At 53.9% G+C, this 16,836-nt stretch carries 16 protein-coding genes; 13 read left to right on the forward strand and 3 right to left on the reverse strand.

Annotation, left to right across the window (positions count from 1 at the left end; translation table 11 throughout):
- The first annotated feature begins 110 nt into the window (after nucleotides 1–110).
- The 6 genes from FHW17_RS13830 (at nucleotide 111) to FHW17_RS13855 (ending at nucleotide 5,872) form a co-directional block, all read left to right on the forward strand.
- Nucleotides 111–776: a response regulator transcription factor gene (locus FHW17_RS13830; RefSeq protein WP_112522470.1), complete on the forward strand. Its 666-nt coding sequence runs from the start codon at nucleotides 111–113 to the stop codon at nucleotides 774–776.
- Complete coding sequence (locus FHW17_RS13835; protein WP_113094914.1) at nucleotides 763–2,127, forward strand: sensor histidine kinase; 1,365 nt, start codon at nucleotides 763–765, stop codon at nucleotides 2,125–2,127. Before FHW17_RS13830 ends, FHW17_RS13835 begins: the two co-directional genes overlap by 14 nt.
- Before the next feature lie 100 nt (nucleotides 2,128–2,227).
- Nucleotides 2,228–3,742: an ATP-binding protein gene (locus FHW17_RS13840; RefSeq protein WP_112522468.1), complete on the forward strand. Its 1,515-nt coding sequence runs from the start codon at nucleotides 2,228–2,230 to the stop codon at nucleotides 3,740–3,742.
- Nucleotides 3,739–4,368 carry a response regulator gene (locus FHW17_RS13845; protein ID WP_112522467.1) on the forward strand — a complete coding sequence of 210 codons (630 nt, stop codon included), beginning with the start codon at nucleotides 3,739–3,741 and terminating at the stop codon, nucleotides 4,366–4,368. The genes FHW17_RS13840 and FHW17_RS13845 overlap by 4 nt, the downstream gene beginning before the upstream one ends.
- 99 nt (nucleotides 4,369–4,467) lie before the next feature.
- Entirely contained in the window at nucleotides 4,468–4,836 is a 369-nt protein-coding gene (locus FHW17_RS13850; protein ID WP_112522466.1) for a response regulator, read from the forward strand.
- Between the two features lie 133 nt (nucleotides 4,837–4,969).
- The gene (locus FHW17_RS13855; RefSeq protein ID WP_246706844.1) at nucleotides 4,970–5,872 is read left to right on the forward strand and encodes an alpha/beta hydrolase; all 903 of its coding nucleotides are present in this window, start codon (nucleotides 4,970–4,972) and stop codon (nucleotides 5,870–5,872) included.
- A gap of 18 nt (nucleotides 5,873–5,890) precedes the next feature.
- Here the strand turns inward: FHW17_RS13855 and FHW17_RS13860 are convergent, their stop codons facing one another.
- The 3 genes from FHW17_RS13860 to FHW17_RS13870 form a co-directional block, all read right to left on the reverse strand.
- The gene (locus tag FHW17_RS13860) at nucleotides 5,891–8,191 is read right to left on the reverse strand and encodes an FdhF/YdeP family oxidoreductase (RefSeq protein WP_182510121.1); all 2,301 of its coding nucleotides are present in this window, start codon (nucleotides 8,189–8,191) and stop codon (nucleotides 5,891–5,893) included.
- 21 nt (nucleotides 8,192–8,212) lie between these two features.
- Entirely contained in the window at nucleotides 8,213–9,064 is an 852-nt protein-coding gene (locus FHW17_RS13865) for a formate/nitrite transporter family protein (RefSeq protein ID WP_182510122.1), read from the reverse strand.
- A gap of 282 nt (nucleotides 9,065–9,346) precedes the next feature.
- A complete protein-coding gene (locus FHW17_RS13870; protein ID WP_091885313.1) occupies nucleotides 9,347–9,865 on the reverse strand; it encodes a DUF992 domain-containing protein in 519 nt (172 codons plus the stop codon).
- Between the two features lie 470 nt (nucleotides 9,866–10,335).
- On the opposite strand from FHW17_RS13870, the gene FHW17_RS13875 reads away from it, so the two are divergent.
- The 7 genes from FHW17_RS13875 (at nucleotide 10,336) to FHW17_RS13905 (ending at nucleotide 16,827) form a co-directional block, all read left to right on the forward strand.
- Entirely contained in the window at nucleotides 10,336–10,950 is a 615-nt protein-coding gene (locus FHW17_RS13875) for a hypothetical protein (RefSeq protein ID WP_112522462.1), read from the forward strand.
- A 30-nt stretch (nucleotides 10,951–10,980) separates the two neighbouring features.
- Nucleotides 10,981–11,682, forward strand: coding sequence for a glycosyltransferase (locus FHW17_RS13880; protein ID WP_112522461.1), 702 nt, complete (start codon nucleotides 10,981–10,983; stop codon nucleotides 11,680–11,682).
- A gap of 249 nt (nucleotides 11,683–11,931) precedes the next feature.
- A complete protein-coding gene (locus FHW17_RS13885) occupies nucleotides 11,932–12,204 on the forward strand; it encodes a hypothetical protein (protein WP_112522460.1) in 273 nt (90 codons plus the stop codon).
- A 142-nt stretch (nucleotides 12,205–12,346) separates the two neighbouring features.
- Nucleotides 12,347–13,255 carry a LysR family transcriptional regulator gene (locus FHW17_RS13890; RefSeq protein WP_182510123.1) on the forward strand — a complete coding sequence of 303 codons (909 nt, stop codon included), beginning with the start codon at nucleotides 12,347–12,349 and terminating at the stop codon, nucleotides 13,253–13,255.
- Nucleotides 13,256–13,439: 184 nt separating this feature from the next.
- Nucleotides 13,440–14,384 carry an ABC transporter permease gene (locus FHW17_RS13895; RefSeq protein ID WP_091885327.1) on the forward strand — a complete coding sequence of 315 codons (945 nt, stop codon included), beginning with the start codon at nucleotides 13,440–13,442 and terminating at the stop codon, nucleotides 14,382–14,384.
- The gene (locus tag FHW17_RS13900) at nucleotides 14,381–15,199 is read left to right on the forward strand and encodes an ABC transporter permease (protein ID WP_182510124.1); all 819 of its coding nucleotides are present in this window, start codon (nucleotides 14,381–14,383) and stop codon (nucleotides 15,197–15,199) included. The genes FHW17_RS13895 and FHW17_RS13900 overlap by 4 nt, the downstream gene beginning before the upstream one ends.
- Nucleotides 15,196–16,827, forward strand: a complete 1,632-nt coding sequence (locus FHW17_RS13905; protein ID WP_182510125.1) for an ABC transporter ATP-binding protein — start codon at nucleotides 15,196–15,198, stop codon at nucleotides 16,825–16,827. The genes FHW17_RS13900 and FHW17_RS13905 overlap by 4 nt, the downstream gene beginning before the upstream one ends.
- Nucleotides 16,828–16,836 lie beyond the last annotated feature (9 nt).

The following is a 16,836-nucleotide window of genomic DNA, read 5'->3' on the forward strand; positions in this document are numbered from 1 at the left end:
CTCCCAGTGCGTCTTCTCTTTTGCCCAACGCAGTAACGTTGACAAAACTCCCGCACCAACTGTACTTGCGGTAGCTGACACATACCTGACTCAAGTTTCGGGGACACGATTTGCGCATTCTTGTCGTGGAAGACATGCCCGATATCGCCAAGGCAATTGCCCAGCGCTTTGAAAAAATCGGACATGCGGTTGACTGTGAAAACGATGGGCGCACCGCCAGCGAAGTGCTGCTGGTGCAGGACTACGACCTCATTATCCTCGACATGATGCTGCCCGGAGCAGACGGCTTTGAGATTCTTAAAGGACTGCGTGGCCGCAAGGACAAAACGCCGGTTCTGGTGTTGACTGCGCGCTCTGCTGTCGATGACCGCGTTGATGTTCTTGATCTGGGAGCCGATGATTATCTGACCAAGCCGTTCGATTTTCGCGAGCTGGAAGCGCGGGCCCGAGCACTTCTGCGCCGAAGCGCGGGGATGTCTGACAATGCGCTGCGATTTGGTGATCTTGTCATCGATCAGGCCGGACGCACGGCAAGCATTGCCGGTACGGCCCTAGATCTCACCCGCCGCGAACTGATCGTGCTGGAGATTCTTGCGGCACGGCCAAAGCGCTTCATCTCCAAGGAGGAGTTGGTGGAACAGCTTTTCAACTTTGATCAGGAGCCAAGCGCCAATGCGGTTGAGCAATATGTAACGCGCCTGCGGCGTAAACTGGCCGATACAACAGTCGAAATTCGCACCACACGAGGATTGGGCTACCAGCTTGCAATCAAGTGATATCCGTTATTCGCTCCACGTCCGGATCATTGTATTCATCGCGCTCATTCTGGGTGTGGGTGCGATCGTCCTAGCCTTTGCCGCCTGGCAATATGCGGGGATCGCGGCGCGCGATGCCTATGACAAGCTCTTGATCGGCGGCACAATACAGGTTGCTGAAAACGTCTATGTTCAGGGCGGCGTTGTAACGCTCGACCCTCCTGCAGCTGCTTTCGCCACACTTTCCGCCTATGATCTTGTCTTCTATCGCGTCACCGATCCGCGCGGGGTCGTTGTGGCCGGTTATGGTGATCTCGCACCGAAAATTCCGTCGGAGGAAATCCGTAAGGGTGTGGTTCTCGCCGATGATATTTATCAGGGGCAACCGGTTCGCATTGCTGCCATTGGCAAACAGATCGATACGCCCTCGGGTAGCGGCTGGGTGGAAATCGTATTGGCACAGACATTGCGGGCACGACAGTCACTTGCATGGGATCTGACTGGCAAAGCTGTTGGAATGATTGCCATCATGAGCCTGCTTGCCTTGATTGCCGGAGCCATTTCCGTTCGCATCGCATTGAAACCACTCACGCGTATCGAAAGGGAAATTGCAGCACGCAAACCTGACGATCTGCGCGCGATCCGCGTTACGCCTCCCCATGAAATCCGCGCATTGGTCAGTGTTCTTGACGACTTCATGCGCCGTCTCGCAGACCGCATTGCGTTGATGCAACGTTTCATTGCCGATGCAGCCCACCAGATGCGCACGCCCCTGGCAGAGCTTAACGCGCAGGTTGAAATCCTCTCGAATGATGCCGACCCCAAACTGCAGAACCAGATTGACAGGCTTGGCGCCAAAGTAACCGAACTTGGCAATCTCACCAGCCAGCTTCTGGACCACGCCATGGTCATCCATCGTGCCGGTACGGTTGCATTTACCCCGATTGAGCTGAATGGCTTGGCCAAAACCACTTTGGCGCAGTCGGTGCCGCTTTCTCTCGAACGCGAGGTCACGATTGCATTCACGCCCAGCCCGGCAGAACTCCATATTCAAGGCGATGTGATCAGTATCCGGGAGGCGCTGACAAATCTCATCCAGAATGCCTTGATTCACGGTGCATTGACCCGATTATCGGTCGAAATCAACCGCGATGCCAGCAGGGCCTGGGTCAATGTTTGCGATGACGGAGCAGGCATTGCAACATCAGAACAAGAGCGGGTGCTGGAACCATTCGAAACAGGGCTTGGCCATACATCCGGTTCCGGTCTGGGACTTGCAATTGCTGTGGAGGTAGCAAAAGCACATGGTGGAGAACTTACTTTCAGCAATGCACCGGGCGCATTTTGTGTTCGGTTGACCTTTCCACTTTGATTGAGGGCAAGGGCGTAGCGAACGTTCGCATTATTTCTCGCAAGAGACCGGATTGATCTGCTATTGCCAGTTTCACAACATCTCTTGTACGGGGAACGGCATGTCGCGATTTTCGCCACTCGCCGCAATACTGATTGCGGTTGTGATATTTGCCCTGGATACGCTGACGACCTTTGATATGGCCATCGCCGTGCTCTACGTCACGGTTGTGCTCCTTTCCCTCTCATTTGCCACAAGAAAGGGACTTCTGTTTATCGGTGCTATTTGCATAGGCCTGACACTGCTCAGCTTCGCCGTTTCCCACGGCGAAAATCCCACGTCGGATTCTACCGCCCGGTGTTTCGTGAGCCTTGCCGCCATCGGCATCACCACTTTGCTGGCATACAGGGTCAAAACGGCTATCGCTGTGCTTGGCGAGAGCGAACAAAGATACCGGACCATCTTTCTTGCAACGGGCGTTGCTATCCTCGAAATGGATTTTACCGCCGTTAAGGCTGCGATTGAACGTCTCAAAGCCGATGGTTTCACTGACTTGCGGACAGCCGCAGAGGTCAATCCCGACTTTGCGCGCGCCGCTATCGGGATGATGAGGCTGACCAACGTCAACAACACCACCCTGACCACTTTCAAGGCAAAGGACCTTGATGCTTTCAAGACCGCTTTGCCAGCACTTATCGGCAAGGAAATGGAAGGTTCAGTCTGGGCATTGCTCGAGGCAATATGGGACTCCAACGCATCCTTCGAATCCGAAACGATGATGAACGACCTCGATGGAAACCGCATTTCTATCCTTTACAATGTTGCCATGCCGCATGACCGTCCATCGCTTGACATGGTGCTGGTGAGTATCGTGGACGTAACAGCACGGCATGAGGCTGAAAACGAATTGCATCAAGCCCATGCGGAACTGGCACACGTCACCCGTGTTGCCACGCTGGGGGAACTTACGGTGTCTATCGCCCATGAAGTCAACCAGCCGCTCGCGGCTATCGTTACCAATGGAGGAGCGGGTTTGCGCTGGCTCAAACGAAGCGAGCCTGATCTCGGCGAGGTTGAAACCTCGATGCAGCGCATGATCGCCGACGCCGGCCGGGCAAGCGAAGTTATCAAACGTTTGCGAGCGCTGTCGAGCAAGGCGACCTCGCAGACGATCCCTGTCAATCTCAACGAGGTCATCAGGGAAACCGTGGTGCTGGTTCAACGGGAATTGACCAACCAGCGGATAGATCTGCAGCTGGAACTCGCCGCTGATTTTCCATCGATTTCCGGCGATCCCATACAACTCCAGCAGGTCATCATCAATCTGATCCTCAATGCCGTTCAGGCAATGTCTGACCCGGCAATCAGGACCCGTAAACTTCTGGTCCAAACCGCCATTGCCGGTGGCGTGGCTGTAACGAAAGTTCGTGACACCGGAACGGGTTTTGCCGCTGAGACAGCTGCAAGCCTGTTCGATGCCTTTTATACGACCAAGTCCAACGGCATGGGCATGGGACTATCAATCTGCCGGTCGATTGTCGTTGCGCATGGCGGGCGCATCATTGCAAGCTCTGAACCTGGCAAAGGTGCCATCTTCGAGTTCACCATTCCATTGCAAGAGGAAGTTGTGTCATGATCCAGAACACGCCGCCATTGGTGTTTGTTGTTGATGACGATGCCTCATTGCGCGAAGCATTGGGCAGTCTTTTCAGATCAGTCGGGATGCAGGTCGAGCTATTTGGCTCACCGTCAGAATTTCTGGAACGCGGGCCGGTAGTGGCGACCGAAAGTTGCCTTGTGCTGGATATCCGCCTCCCCGGCGTAAGCGGGCTGGATTTTCAGAGCCAGCTTGCGAAACTTGGCAATAATATTCCAATTGTTTTCATGACCGGTCATGGTGATGTTCCGATGTCGGTGCGCGCGATGAAAGCAGGAGCGCTGGACTTTCTTATCAAGCCATTCCGGGATCAGGATATGCTGGATGCCGTCTCGAACGCTCTTGCGCTTGATCGGGAGCGCCGCGCGACGGATGGCGAACTTTCCAACCTGAAGTCACGTTATGAGAGCCTGACAGCGCGCGAACGGGACGTTATCGCCTTGGTAACCACCGGGTTGATGAACAAGCAAGTTGCCGGAAAGCTGGGCGTGAGCGAGATTACCGTAAAGATCCATCGCGGCCACCTGATGGAAAAAATGGGTGTCAGAACGCTTGCTGAACTGGTCAAGATCTATGAGGCGCTTCGGCCCGTTCTGGGCAAATAAAGCCGCGACCTAAACCTCTGTATGATATGATTCAGTGCCTGAAAAGCGCATCTTCAGCAGGCGTGAGCTATATTGCGCATCCCATCAAAAGGACGGGTCGTGTCTGAAGCAAAATCCATAGCCATTATAGACGACGACGCGTCGATGCTGGACGCTACCGAGAATCTGGTGCGCTCCTATGGTTTCAAAGTTTGCAAGTTTACTTCTGCTGAATCCTACCTTGCTTCCGTCGGAGACACCGAGATCGATTGCCTCATAACCGACGTACAAATGGACGGGATCAGTGGCGTCGAGTTGTCGCAAATCCTGTGGGAGAGCGGCGTCAAAACGCCGATAATCTTTATCACGGCTTTTCCTGATGAACGGATACGTAACCGTGTTATGGCAGCCGGTGCCATTGGCTTTCTGGGCAAACCCTTCGAAAGCAAATCACTGATTGATTGCATCGAGCGCGCCCTGACCCACTAAGCGCTGCCCGCATTGAAATTTGCATCTTAAAATCGGCTTAAAGCCTGTTCAACATCCGATAGAATGGAGCCCTTGAACACGAAGGAAGCAGGCGATGTTGACCCGTCGAATGGTATTGGCAGCAATCGGCATCATGACCGTCCTCCCCACAAAACTTCTTGCGAACGCCGCCAACACGGTCCTTCCATTATGGCCAGCAACGCCACCCGGCGGAGGCGGTCCGAACGGCCCCGTCAGCGAAAATGCCAAAGGCGCTATCAGCAATATTGCGGTCCCTTCGATCGAAATTTTTCAACCCGCAAAGCCGAATGGCGTTGCGGTGCTTGTAGCAGCAGGCGGCGGTTACAAGCAGATTGAAATGAAAAAGGAAGCCATTCCCGCAGCGAAATGGCTGACAGACCGGGGATTCACGGCTTTTGTGCTCACCTACCGGTTGCCAGGAGAGGGTTGGAGCGATGGGCCGCTTGCACCGTTGCAGGACGCACAACGCGCGTTGCGGCTGATCCGTCAAAATGCCAGTCGCTTCCGGATCGATCCGGAACGTATTGGCGTGCTCGGATTTTCTGCCGGTGGCCATCTCCTCGGACTGGCTTCCACGCGTTCGGCCTTCTCGTCCTATAACGCTGTCGATATGACAGACAGTCTTTCAGCACGGCCGATATTTTCAGGCCTGATCTATCCGATTATCACGCTGGAGGCGCCCTATGATCATACGTCAAGCCGCCGTATTCTGATCGGCAAACATCCAAGTCCTGCGGAAAGCGCGGAATGGTCGGTTCAAACCCATGTTCGCAGCCAATGTCCACCGATGTTTCTGGTTCAAGCGAAGGATGATCCGATTTCCGATCCCGCAAACACCCGCATTATGGCGGACGCCTGCAAACAGGCCGATATTCCAGTTGAGCTTCATCAACTGGCAAGCGGAGGTCATGGCTTCGGAATGGGAGAAAAAGACGCGCCAACGGGCATGTGGCCGGATTATTTCGCCACCTGGCTTGCAAAGGTCGATGTTTCAGCGGCGCAACAACACCGCTGAAACCATTGACGATCCGTTTCAGGCGGCACGCGTGATGCGTATCGGAACCGATTTGAACGATGGTGTTCCCGAGCGCTCGTCATAATGTGACAAGGCAACCAGCGTGTTCATCTCCGGATAATAACCGGCAGCAGAACCGCGCGGAATATTATACATCACAGCTGTCACACGCTTGACGCGGCGTGGCCGATCATCGGGTTCGCCAGGATTTCGGGCCGCTTCGATATCGATCGTATCGCCATCCGATAATCCCCGGTCGGCCAGATCGTCGGCGTTCAGAAAGATCACGTCACGCCGCCCGAACACACCGCGATAGCGGTCATCCATGCCGTAGATTGTCGTGTTGTACTGGTCATGGCTGCGGATTGTTGTGAGCGTCAGCACATTGGGTTCCAGAATGCGCGGGTCTTCATTCAGGCCATTGACCACCAGAAAACATGCCTTCTGGTTCGGCGTTTTCCACTCGCGATGCGATGCGGGGACACTCAGGCGAAAACCACCCGGCTCTCTGATACGCGCGTTGAAATCCTTGAAATCAGGGAAAACAACTTCGATTTTGTCCCGTATGCGGCTGTAGTCTGCGATCATGGCGTCCCATTCGATACCGTAACGATCACCCAAAGTTGCCTTAGCCATTCCCGCAATCACGGCTGGTTCGGAGCGAATATCACCGCTTGGCGGGTTAAGAAAACCGCGCGAGGCATGCACCATTGACATGGAGTCTTCCACCGTAACCGATTGACGGCCTGTTTCCTGAACATCGGCATCGGTACGGCCAAGAACCGGCAAGACGATGGAGGTCTTGGCTGTCAGCAAGTGCGAACGGTTGAACTTGGTCGTCAGATGCACCGCAAAGTCGAGCTTGCGCATTCCGGAGAACGTGGCATCCGGGTCCGACATGGCAACAGCCAGATTTCCACCGAGGCAAATCAGCGCCTTGGACCGGCCATCAATAATTGCCTCAATGGCTTCGATGGCATTGTGACCCTTATCGGCGGAGGGTCTGAAACCGAAAGCCCGTTCCATGCCGTCAATCAGGGCGGCATTGGGAATTTCGGTGATGCCAACCGTGCGGTCGCCCTGAACATTGGAATGGCCGCGCAAAGGACAGATACCCGCGCCCTCACGGCCAATATTGCCACGCAGCATCAGGAAGTTGGCAATCTGCTGGACGTTTGCGGTACCGTTCCTGTGTTGGGTGATGCCCATGCCATAGCAGAGAATGACATTTTCCGATTTGGCATAGACATCCCCGGCGCTTTCGATAGCGGCACGGGTAAGGCCGGACATGAGTTCAATATCATCCCAGCTGGTCGCCTCGATATCATCCCTCAAAGCCTCAATGCCGTCCGTATGCTCTGCAATGAAACTGCGATCAAGCACGCCGTTACCGCCGCGTTCCAGATCCAGCCTGTCAAGCTCGAACACCCGCTTCATCATGCCCTTGAGCACCGCGACATCGCCGCCAATGCGGACCTGATGATAGGCTGATGCAATATCCGTTGAGCCGAGTGTGGCCATTTCCACGGGGCTTTGCGGCGAAGCAAAGCGTTCGAGCGCGCGTTCTTTCAACGGGTTGAAAACGATGATGGGGGCTCCACGCTTTGCTGCTTCTCGCAATGTTGTCATCATGCGCGGATGGTTCGTGCCAGGATTATGTCCAAAGCTGAAAATGGCATCGGCATGGTCAAAATCTTCCAGCGTAACCGTCCCTTTGCCGACACCGATCGAATGCGGCAGGCCGACACTTGTCGCTTCATGGCACATGTTCGAACAATCGGGGAAATTGTTGGTTCCGTAGGCTCTGACAAACAACTGATACAGGAACGCAGCCTCGTTCGAAGCCCGCCCTGATGTATAGAATTCGGCCATATTCGGATCAGGCAATGCATTCAATGCAGCGCCGATAGTCTCGAAAGCTCTGTCCCATCCTATGGGAACATAAGTGTCCGTTGCTGCATCATAAATCAGTGGATCAGTCAGCCGGCCCTGATCTTCGAGGTCGTGATCCGACCAATCCCACAGCTCCGTAACAGTGTGCGATGCAAAGAAGGATGGCCCGACACGTTTCGCCGTCGACTCCCAAGTTACTGCCTTTGCGCCATTTTCACAGAATTCGAAAGAAGAGGTATGTTTCGGGTCCGGCCATGCGCAGCCCGGACAATCGAACCCATCCGGTTGGTTGGCCTTGAGCAAGGTTGCCGTGCCTTGGGCGACAATCTGCTGCTGGGCGAGACTTTCCGCGACCGCTTTCAACGCCCCCCAGCCACCCGCCGGTGCATTATAGCGCTCAATACCTTCGGGTCTCTTTTTGGCCATTTCAAACTCCTCGGAACTTAATCAACGATTGGCAGATATGTTGGGTTTCGTTGTAGCAGATAATAGAGCTTTTGAGTGCTGTATGTCGTCTGAAGATGGTGCATTTTGCTGAGACGCGGAGGCCTGCACCCAATATCCCAGAGCGATCATCACCGCGCCACCGCACAGATTTCCCAATGTCACGAAAGCAAGATTGTAGAAAGCGCCACCCACGCTAATGTTTACGGGATGCGTGCTTAAAAGTGCCAATGAAAAAGCGAACATATTGGCCACGCAATGTTCAAAGCCCGCAGCAACAAAGATCATGATCGGCCAGAAAATAAGGATGGCTTTGGCCGCGTCATTCTGCGTGCGATAGGTCATCCAGATGGCGAGGCAGACAAGCCAGTTACAGATCAGCCCGCGTGCAAACAATTCTGATGCGGGCGCATTCATTTTGGCAGCAACCGCTGTGATAAATGCCGTGTTTCCATCGCCGAGCAGGACGCCCCCACCGCCAAGCTTGAAAAGCCACGCAAGCATGAAAGCGCCAAGCAGATTGCCGAGCCAACAGACCGCCCAAACTCTCAGCGTGTCCATGGAACTTACCTGCCTGCTCAGCAGCGCCAGCGGCATATACATGGCCGTTCCGGTGAAAAGTTCGGAGCCCGCGAAGATGACGATTGTCAAAGCTGCGGCAAAGACGACACCCATCACCAGATGAGCCCAGGCAGGGTCGGCATGGGCGCCGACCGTGAACATAACGATGTCACCGAACCCGATATAAGCACCGGCCATGGCCGAGCCCACGATGAATGCGAGTGAATTGTATTTCAGTGTGACGGATTTGGAGTGACCTGCCTGAGCAAGCCTGCTGATAGTGTCTTCGTACATGATAGTTTCCTTGCGAAATCACAATTCGCGTAAAAGCGATCGACTTGCACAAGCGCGAGCCTATGCCGCGTCCTTCAACCGGGATATCGGATGTTGGTTTCGGCAACCCTATACTTTGGTATAGGCCTACAAAATAAACCGGAAATCATGCATGAAATTCTGTCGCTACGGCGCTGTTGCAAGCGGGCGAACAGATGCCAGAAAGCATTTTCGTATAAAAAGAAATGGGCACCACCGAAACGCATTCAGTGGTGCCCATTCAAACAAGTAAAAAAGCTTGTCTTAGTTTGCCGATGCAAGTGTCATCGATGTACCTGTAGCAGCAATGTTCAGGCCGATCTGGCCAGTTACACTGATTGCCTGCAGGTGAACCGAACCAGCAGTGCCGCCAAACAGAACGTTGGTGCCGATGCCGGCGCCGAGTGTCGCTTCCGCTGTCGCACCACGATAAACGCCGCTCAGCGAACCCTGATGGTACCCTGCTGTCGGTGCGAATACTGCCCAGACAAGACGGCTGCGTGTTGTGAAGCCGAGATCAACACCAAGCTTCTTGATCGCGCCGGTGTAGTGATCCGAACGCTCACGGCCAACAGTCGACCGGAAGACACAATCAACTTCCTTGGCCGAGCCAAGAACATAGCCAACGCCGCCATCGATATCGCACGTCAGATATCCGATCCGCACACCGTTGCGTGCGTCTTCTTCCTGGTAGCGCGTCTGCATATCAGCTGCAGTGGCAGCCGTTACGCCAGCAATTGCCAAAGCTGTGGTCGCAAGTGCCATAGCAAGTGTCTTCTTCATCATTCTCTCCTTCAAAATTGTGACCGGTGCACCGCTATCGATCCTCCAGCCAACAAATTCAGCACCAGATTACGGACGATTTCGCAGAGCGATTTTAATCGACGCAACTGACGCAGCACATGTTGAGGCGTGCCGGAATGCGCAAGTGACAGACGAGCTACAACTCGCCTCATAATGGGACATTTTGAAGGCATCGCGGAAAATCTTTACACAAAATTAACAGTTTAGCCTTGGCAGTCAGGAGTTATTCCTTTGACCGTTGCGCCTTTGCCACGGCAGGCGCAAAGCTGTGAATATTGTCTGCGGTAACGGATATTTCATTATCCAACTTCATCCGAACTGGACCAAATTACAATTTTAGATTGATCTCTTCGCCACGATTTGCAACGACACAGTTGTATTTTCCGTTCAACCGGTTTTCCCTACACATTCTGTTTCGGTCCGTTTCGTGGATACCAAGGCTGCCCTTTATGACCAAGAAAATGTACATTGTCGGCAATGGACCAATAAAAGAGGATTTGTCCGCCGATATCGACGGGTCTGACTTTGTTGTGCGCTTCAACGAACCCAAGAGTTCCATTGGTATGTCCGGGACAAAGACGGATATACTTTTCATGTGCAATGCGGGTAAGCCGATGCAGCGGCGACTGACCGATCCGCACTTTATTGAATCCCCAATCGTCCGCGCAGCCAGCCAGATTGTCTTGGCCTATCATCCGTTCATTATCGACCGGTATTTTCCGAAGCCGAATATCCTATCGCGCATCAAAGGCCGCCGTTCCGACTGGACGATGGCAACGATCAGATCATTGGGCGGGGTAGGCAAGACAAACATTGTTCTGCCGGAACAGTTCTATCTCGATGGTTGCCGGGAACTTGGACTGCCGGAATCCAAAATGGCTGAGGTTTTCCCGAGCACCGGTTTCTTCGGCATCTATTATATTCTCAACCATCCTGACTATGCGGGCTGGGACATATCGGTCTGTGGCTTCAGCTGGCAGGGATGGAAACGCCATGCCTGGGCGAATGAGCAGGAATGGGTAAGGAACAAGGTCGATAGAAAATTGTTATCTGTCATCGACTAATAAAGTGACGTCTCTCGGAAGGAATGCAACATGACGGAACAACTCGACATCTACGTAGGGTGGGATTCACGCGAACCGATAGCCTATGAAGTGGCGAAAAGCACAATATTGAAACACGCCTCGATTCCGGTTGGCGTCGAACCTATTGTGCTTGAAAATCTGGTGAGCAGAAATGCCTACACGCGTGACATCGATCCGCTTGCTTCGACCGAGTTCACCTATTCGCGTTTTTTCACGCCGTGGCTCGCTGACTACAAGGGTTGGGCGCTGTTTTGCGACTGCGATTTCCTGTTCTTTTCTGATGTTGCCGATTTGCTGCAATATCGTGATCCGCAGAAGGCCGTTTACTGCGTAAAACATGATTACACACCCAAGGAAGGCACGAAAATGGACGGGAAGGTCCAGACCAGCTATCCCCGGAAAAACTGGTCATCATTCATGCTTTTCAATTGCGAGCATCCTTCCGTTCGCAAGCTCACGCCTGAGCTTATCAATCGGGAAAGCGGGGCCTATCTTCACCGGATGCAATGGGCAGCCGATGATGAGATCGGAGAAATTCCAACGGCTTGGAATTGGCTTGAGGGCTGGAATGAAAAGCCAGCGACCGGAACACCAAATGCGGTTCATTTTACCAATGGCGGACCCTGGTTCAAAGATTGGCAGGACGTCGAGTATGGCGATGTCTGGCGCAAAGAAGCCTTGAAAATCGATCCCGATTTCAAACCAATCTGAGATAATCATAACCCATCAAAATCCCGGCGTTTCCAGCGCCGGGATTTTTTATTTGCCCTTGAGAAGGCTGAAATTGACGGCCATCAAATGCGCGCACGCTGATTTCAGTTTCGCTTCAGCCTCATATAATTCTCCACTCAGCCATCTCTGATAAAAGCTGTGATGTATCCGGTTTGAATTCTCCTGTGCGGGCAGGAGCAATCAACCGGAAAACGCGTCTGCTGAGCGGCTATTCGGAGAATATACTCAATGCTTTTTGCACTATCTGCCCGCGATTGGTTTGTGATCCTGGCCACCATAGGTGCCAGCCTCAGTGCTTTGAAAGCTGCCTGGCACTGGCACGCCTCTACCGAGATATTGACGAGGGACGAAGTCGCAGGTCTGTCTGATGGGCGAAACGTACTCGATGACGTCCTCAACATCACCCTTGCACAGAGCTTGGCGAATGCAAAAGCAGCGCAAGCCGCAATCTTCGCGGCCCTATTTGCCGTTGTCGTATTCGTTACGTGCCTGTCCAGCTGACAATATTGAGCCTCGCTGCAATCCAGACTCTTCGTGTATCAGAAAAGAGCAGTTACTTAATCGATTGACAATTTTCATCCCAGAAGCTGCAGTTGAAACGACCATCTAAGATGGCCATAACAACCGGAACTATGGGAATCCAATGAATTTTCGGCAGCTTGAAGTTCTTCGCACATTGCTTGTCACAGGCTCTACGACAGCAACGGCGCGCGCCATGGGTCTCAGTCAGTCAGGCATCAGCCGGTTGTTGCAACAGCTTGAATCCGACCTGTCGATGCAGCTTTTTGCGCGGGACAAAGGCCGGTTGATCCCAACCCCGGAAGCTGAAAAACTAGCCTATGATGCAGAACTCGTCCTTGCGGGAATAGACCGGTTCACCAATCTTGCGCAGGATTTGCGCAGCGGTGCGGTCGGGCCGGAATCCGTACGCATAGCTGTGCCCAACAGCCTTGCAGATCAGTTCACCCCCGATCTTCTGGCAGCCTTCGACAAGGATTTTCCACGCGTACGCATTGAGACTTTCTTTGATACATCGATGGCTATCACGCGGCTTATCGAACAGCGCATCGTGGATTTTGGTTTCCTTCGCTATGAGGGGCAACAAAGTGCTGGTGTTGAACTGGAAGTGATCGTCAGTGGCCGCAAAGTATGTGTCATTCCAGTTGGCCACCCCTTGGCCGATCTGGAGGTGATTACCCCTAAAGATCTGCGGAATATTCCATTGATCCTGACAGGTCGTAACCGGCCCAATCGCATGAAACTTGATGAAATTTTCCGGCGAGCCAGCGTCACGCAAACGGTCAAGATCGAAACACACAGCAACAACTCTGCATTTGCCTACGCGGCCCATGGACTTGGTGTTACGATCATCAGCAGTTTCTTCGCCAATCTCAGCAAGGACCCACGAGTTGTGATCCGCCCCTTTGAGCCGGCGTTGCGGCAAAGCTTCGGTCTGGCCAAGGCGGCAGGCGTTCCGCTTTCCATTGCCGCTGAAGCCTTGAACAATCGGATGAAGGAAATGCTTCTTGCGGTGCAAGACATCAAAATCTGAGCCAGCGGGCCTTATTCGACAACACTCGTGATCTCCCGCTGAACATCCGCATCTTCATGCATAACACTATGACATTTACTCATAATATTGCGCATACTTTCCACATATGCTCATAGTCCAGCACTCAATGGCCAGACAACCGCTGGATACATACCATCGGTCAAAAGAGCAGAACGGGAACAACGTGATCAAATTTATACTCAGCCGAATGCTGATGGCTGTGCCCACGATTATCATTGTGGCAGTTGCAGTATTCACCCTTATACGCTTCATACCCGGCGATCCGGCCGCCCTTATGCTGGGGGACCTCGCCGACCCGCAACAGATCGCAGCATTACGTTCGACATTGGGTCTCGACCAGAGCATCCCCGTGCAGTTCATGATCTGGGTCGGCCATCTGTTCCAAGGCGATTTTGGTAAATCCATTGTTACGGGGGAACCTGTCCTGCATCTCGTCTTGTCCCGATTCTTCATCAGTGCCCAGATCGTTGTGCTTGCTGTTTTCATCGCAAGTGTGATCGCCGTTCCGGCGGGTGTTATTGCGGCATGGAAACAGAACAGCCTCACGGATCTTGCCCTTGTCGGTACGGCAACGGTTCTTTTGTCCATTCCGACATTCTGGCTTGGGCTTTTGCTGCTGCTCTTCTTTGGCCTGAAACTTGGCTGGGTACCGGTGCTGGGCTACGTCTCCGTAACAACCGACTGGAAAGCCGGGCTCATTTACATGGCCCTTCCGGTTGCCACGCTTTTTATCCACGAGATGGGCGTCATCATCCGCATGGCACGCGCCTCAACCCTGGAAGTCCTGCGCCTCGACTACATCACCCATGCGCGCGCCAAAGGGCTTTCCGAACAGGCTGTCCTCTGGCGTCATGCCTTCAAAAACGCTTTTGGTCCCACATGGACAATGATTGGCCTGATCCTCGGGAATCTGCTGGGCGGAATTGCTGTGATCGAAACTGTCTTCTCGATACCCGGCCTTGGCCGCTTGCTGGTCGACAGTATTTTCCAGCGCGATTACCCCGTCATTCAGGGCTGTCTTCTCCTCGTCGCCCTCGCCTATGTGCTGGTCAATCTCGTCATTGATCTTCTCTATCCGCTCTTTGATCCACGGGTGGTGGCAGAATGAAAAAGCTTACATTCAACGGCGTTATCGGCGGGACTATTATTGCCCTTCTGTTTGCGGTTGCCGCCATCGGCATGGTCTGGACGCCATTTGATCCGATGAAGCTCAGTTTTTCCGCGCGCCTTGCTGCCCCAAATGGATTGCATCTTTTGGGAACAGACGAATTCGGCCGCGATGTTCTGAGTCGGTTGATAGTTGGTGCGCAGGCCAGCGTCTGGATCGGCCTCGCAACGGTCTGCTTTGCCGTGTTGTTCGGTACTTTAATCGGTCTGACCAGCGGTTATCTGCGTGGCTGGGTAGACGGGATTATCATGGCATTCAACAATGCCCTTCTGGCATTTCCCGGCATTTTGCTGGCGCTCGGTCTCCTCGCGGTTTTCGGTGCCAACCAGTATGGCATCATCTTTGCGCTGGGTATCGCCTACACCCCCTCCATGGCACGCATTGTCCGTGGTGCGGTTTTATCCCTGCGTGAGCGGGAATTCATTGAAGCCTCAAAGGTTATGGGCAACAGCGAGATCTACACGATCCTTCGCCACATCCTTCCCAATTGTCTCGCACCGATCACCGTCCTTGCCACATCCATGTTTGGCTGGGCGATCCTTTCCGAAAGCGCCCTCAGCTTCCTCGGTCTTGGTGTTCCGCCCCCCGCGCCAACCTGGGGCAATATGCTTGCAGCGGGTCGTCCGTTCATTGAACAGGCCGCATGGCTCGGCTTCTTCCCGGGACTGTGCATCGCATTCACCCTTCTTGGCATCAACCTGCTTGGCGATGCCCTGCGCGACAAGCTTGATCCACGCATGAGAGGTTTGAAATGAGCAGTCAGAACACCCTTCTCAGCGTTCGCGGGCTTACCCTTGAAGTCATCCATAATAATGGCGCAGTCGTCAAAAATGTCAGCTTCGACGTTTCATCCGGTGAGATCGTCGGTATCGTTGGTGAATCCGGATCTGGAAAAACCCTCGCAACTCGCGCCATCATTGGATTGATTGCACCCGGTATCCGCCATACCAGCGGTTCAATCCTCTATAAGGGGCAGGATATCCTCAAGGCCGGTGATCGCGCGCTGCGGCGCTTGCGTGGTGGTGAAATCGGTGTTGTCTTTCAGGAACCGATGACTTCCCTCAATCCCTCGATGACCATTGGTCGCCAGCTGGAAGAGGGACTTATTCTCCACACCAAACAAACATCCGAGCAACGCCGCACCAATATTCTGCACATGCTGACCCGTGTTGGCCTGAAAGACCCATCAGGCGCATTGACCGCCTATCCGCATGAATTTTCCGGTGGCATGCGTCAGCGCATCATGCTTGCCTCGGTCATGCTACTGAAGCCGGCCCTGCTGATCGCCGATGAACCCACAACGGCACTGGATGCCGTTGTTCAGCGCGACGTCATGGAACTCATGGTGGAATTGACGAAAGAACAGGGCACGGCAGTGCTGTTGATCAGCCATGATCTGCCGATGGTCGCACGATACACCAATCGTTTTGTCGTGATGGAACGCGGTGTCGTTGTCGAACAGGGCACGACGGAGGAAATCCTGTCGGCTCCAAAGCATCCCTATACCCGCAAGCTTCTGTCTTCCCTGCCGTTCCGTGGAGATATCCGCTCGATCGACACCACTGCGGGGCCCATAGTTTCCGCGCGCGATATCGTCGTTGATTATCCGGGGCGCAAAAGCTTGTTCAAGAAAGGCGTGGCAAAGCGCGCCCTGCATGGCATCAGCATAGACATTCATCCCGGCGAGGTGGTGGCCTTGGTCGGTGGCTCGGGTTCGGGAAAAACCACCCTCGGCCGCACGATTGCGGGACTGGTCAAGGAGACCAGCGGTGAAATCCTGTTTCAGGGCAAGAGCCGCCGAAGTGACTGGTTTGATTACCGCATGAATTGCCAGATGGTCTTTCAGGACCCCTATTCATCGCTCGACCCGCGCATGACGATCATGGCTCTGGTCGAAGAAGCGCTCAGGCTCATCCCCGATCTGACAACGACCGAGAAGAGACAACGCGCCACCGAGACACTTGAAGAGGTTGGTCTCGATAAAGCATTTGCTGATCGTTATCCGCACCAGCTTTCCGGTGGCCAGCGGCAACGTGTTGCCATTGCGCGGGCGATTGCACGCCGTCCCAAATTCCTGATCGCGGACGAGCCCGTCTCAGCACTTGATGTCACCGTGCGTGCGCAGGTTCTCGACCTCTTTTCCAACCTGCAAAAACGGTATGGCTTTTCCTGTTTGTTCATCAGCCATGATCTTGGTGTGGTCGAGCAGATCGCCGATCGTGTCATCGTCATGCAGGACGGGCAGATCATCGAGCAGGGCGACCGGAACGCGATCTTCGATACTCCAAGGGAAGCCTATACCCGCAAGCTGCTTTCGGCCATTCCCGCGCTGGACCTCAACGACAATGGCGGCGTCAAACTCAAATGGCGGCTCGACGCCTGAACCAATGAA

The sequence above is a fragment of the Phyllobacterium sp. P30BS-XVII genome (assembly GCF_014138335.1).
Taxonomy (GTDB): domain Bacteria; phylum Pseudomonadota; class Alphaproteobacteria; order Rhizobiales; family Rhizobiaceae; genus Phyllobacterium; species Phyllobacterium meliloti.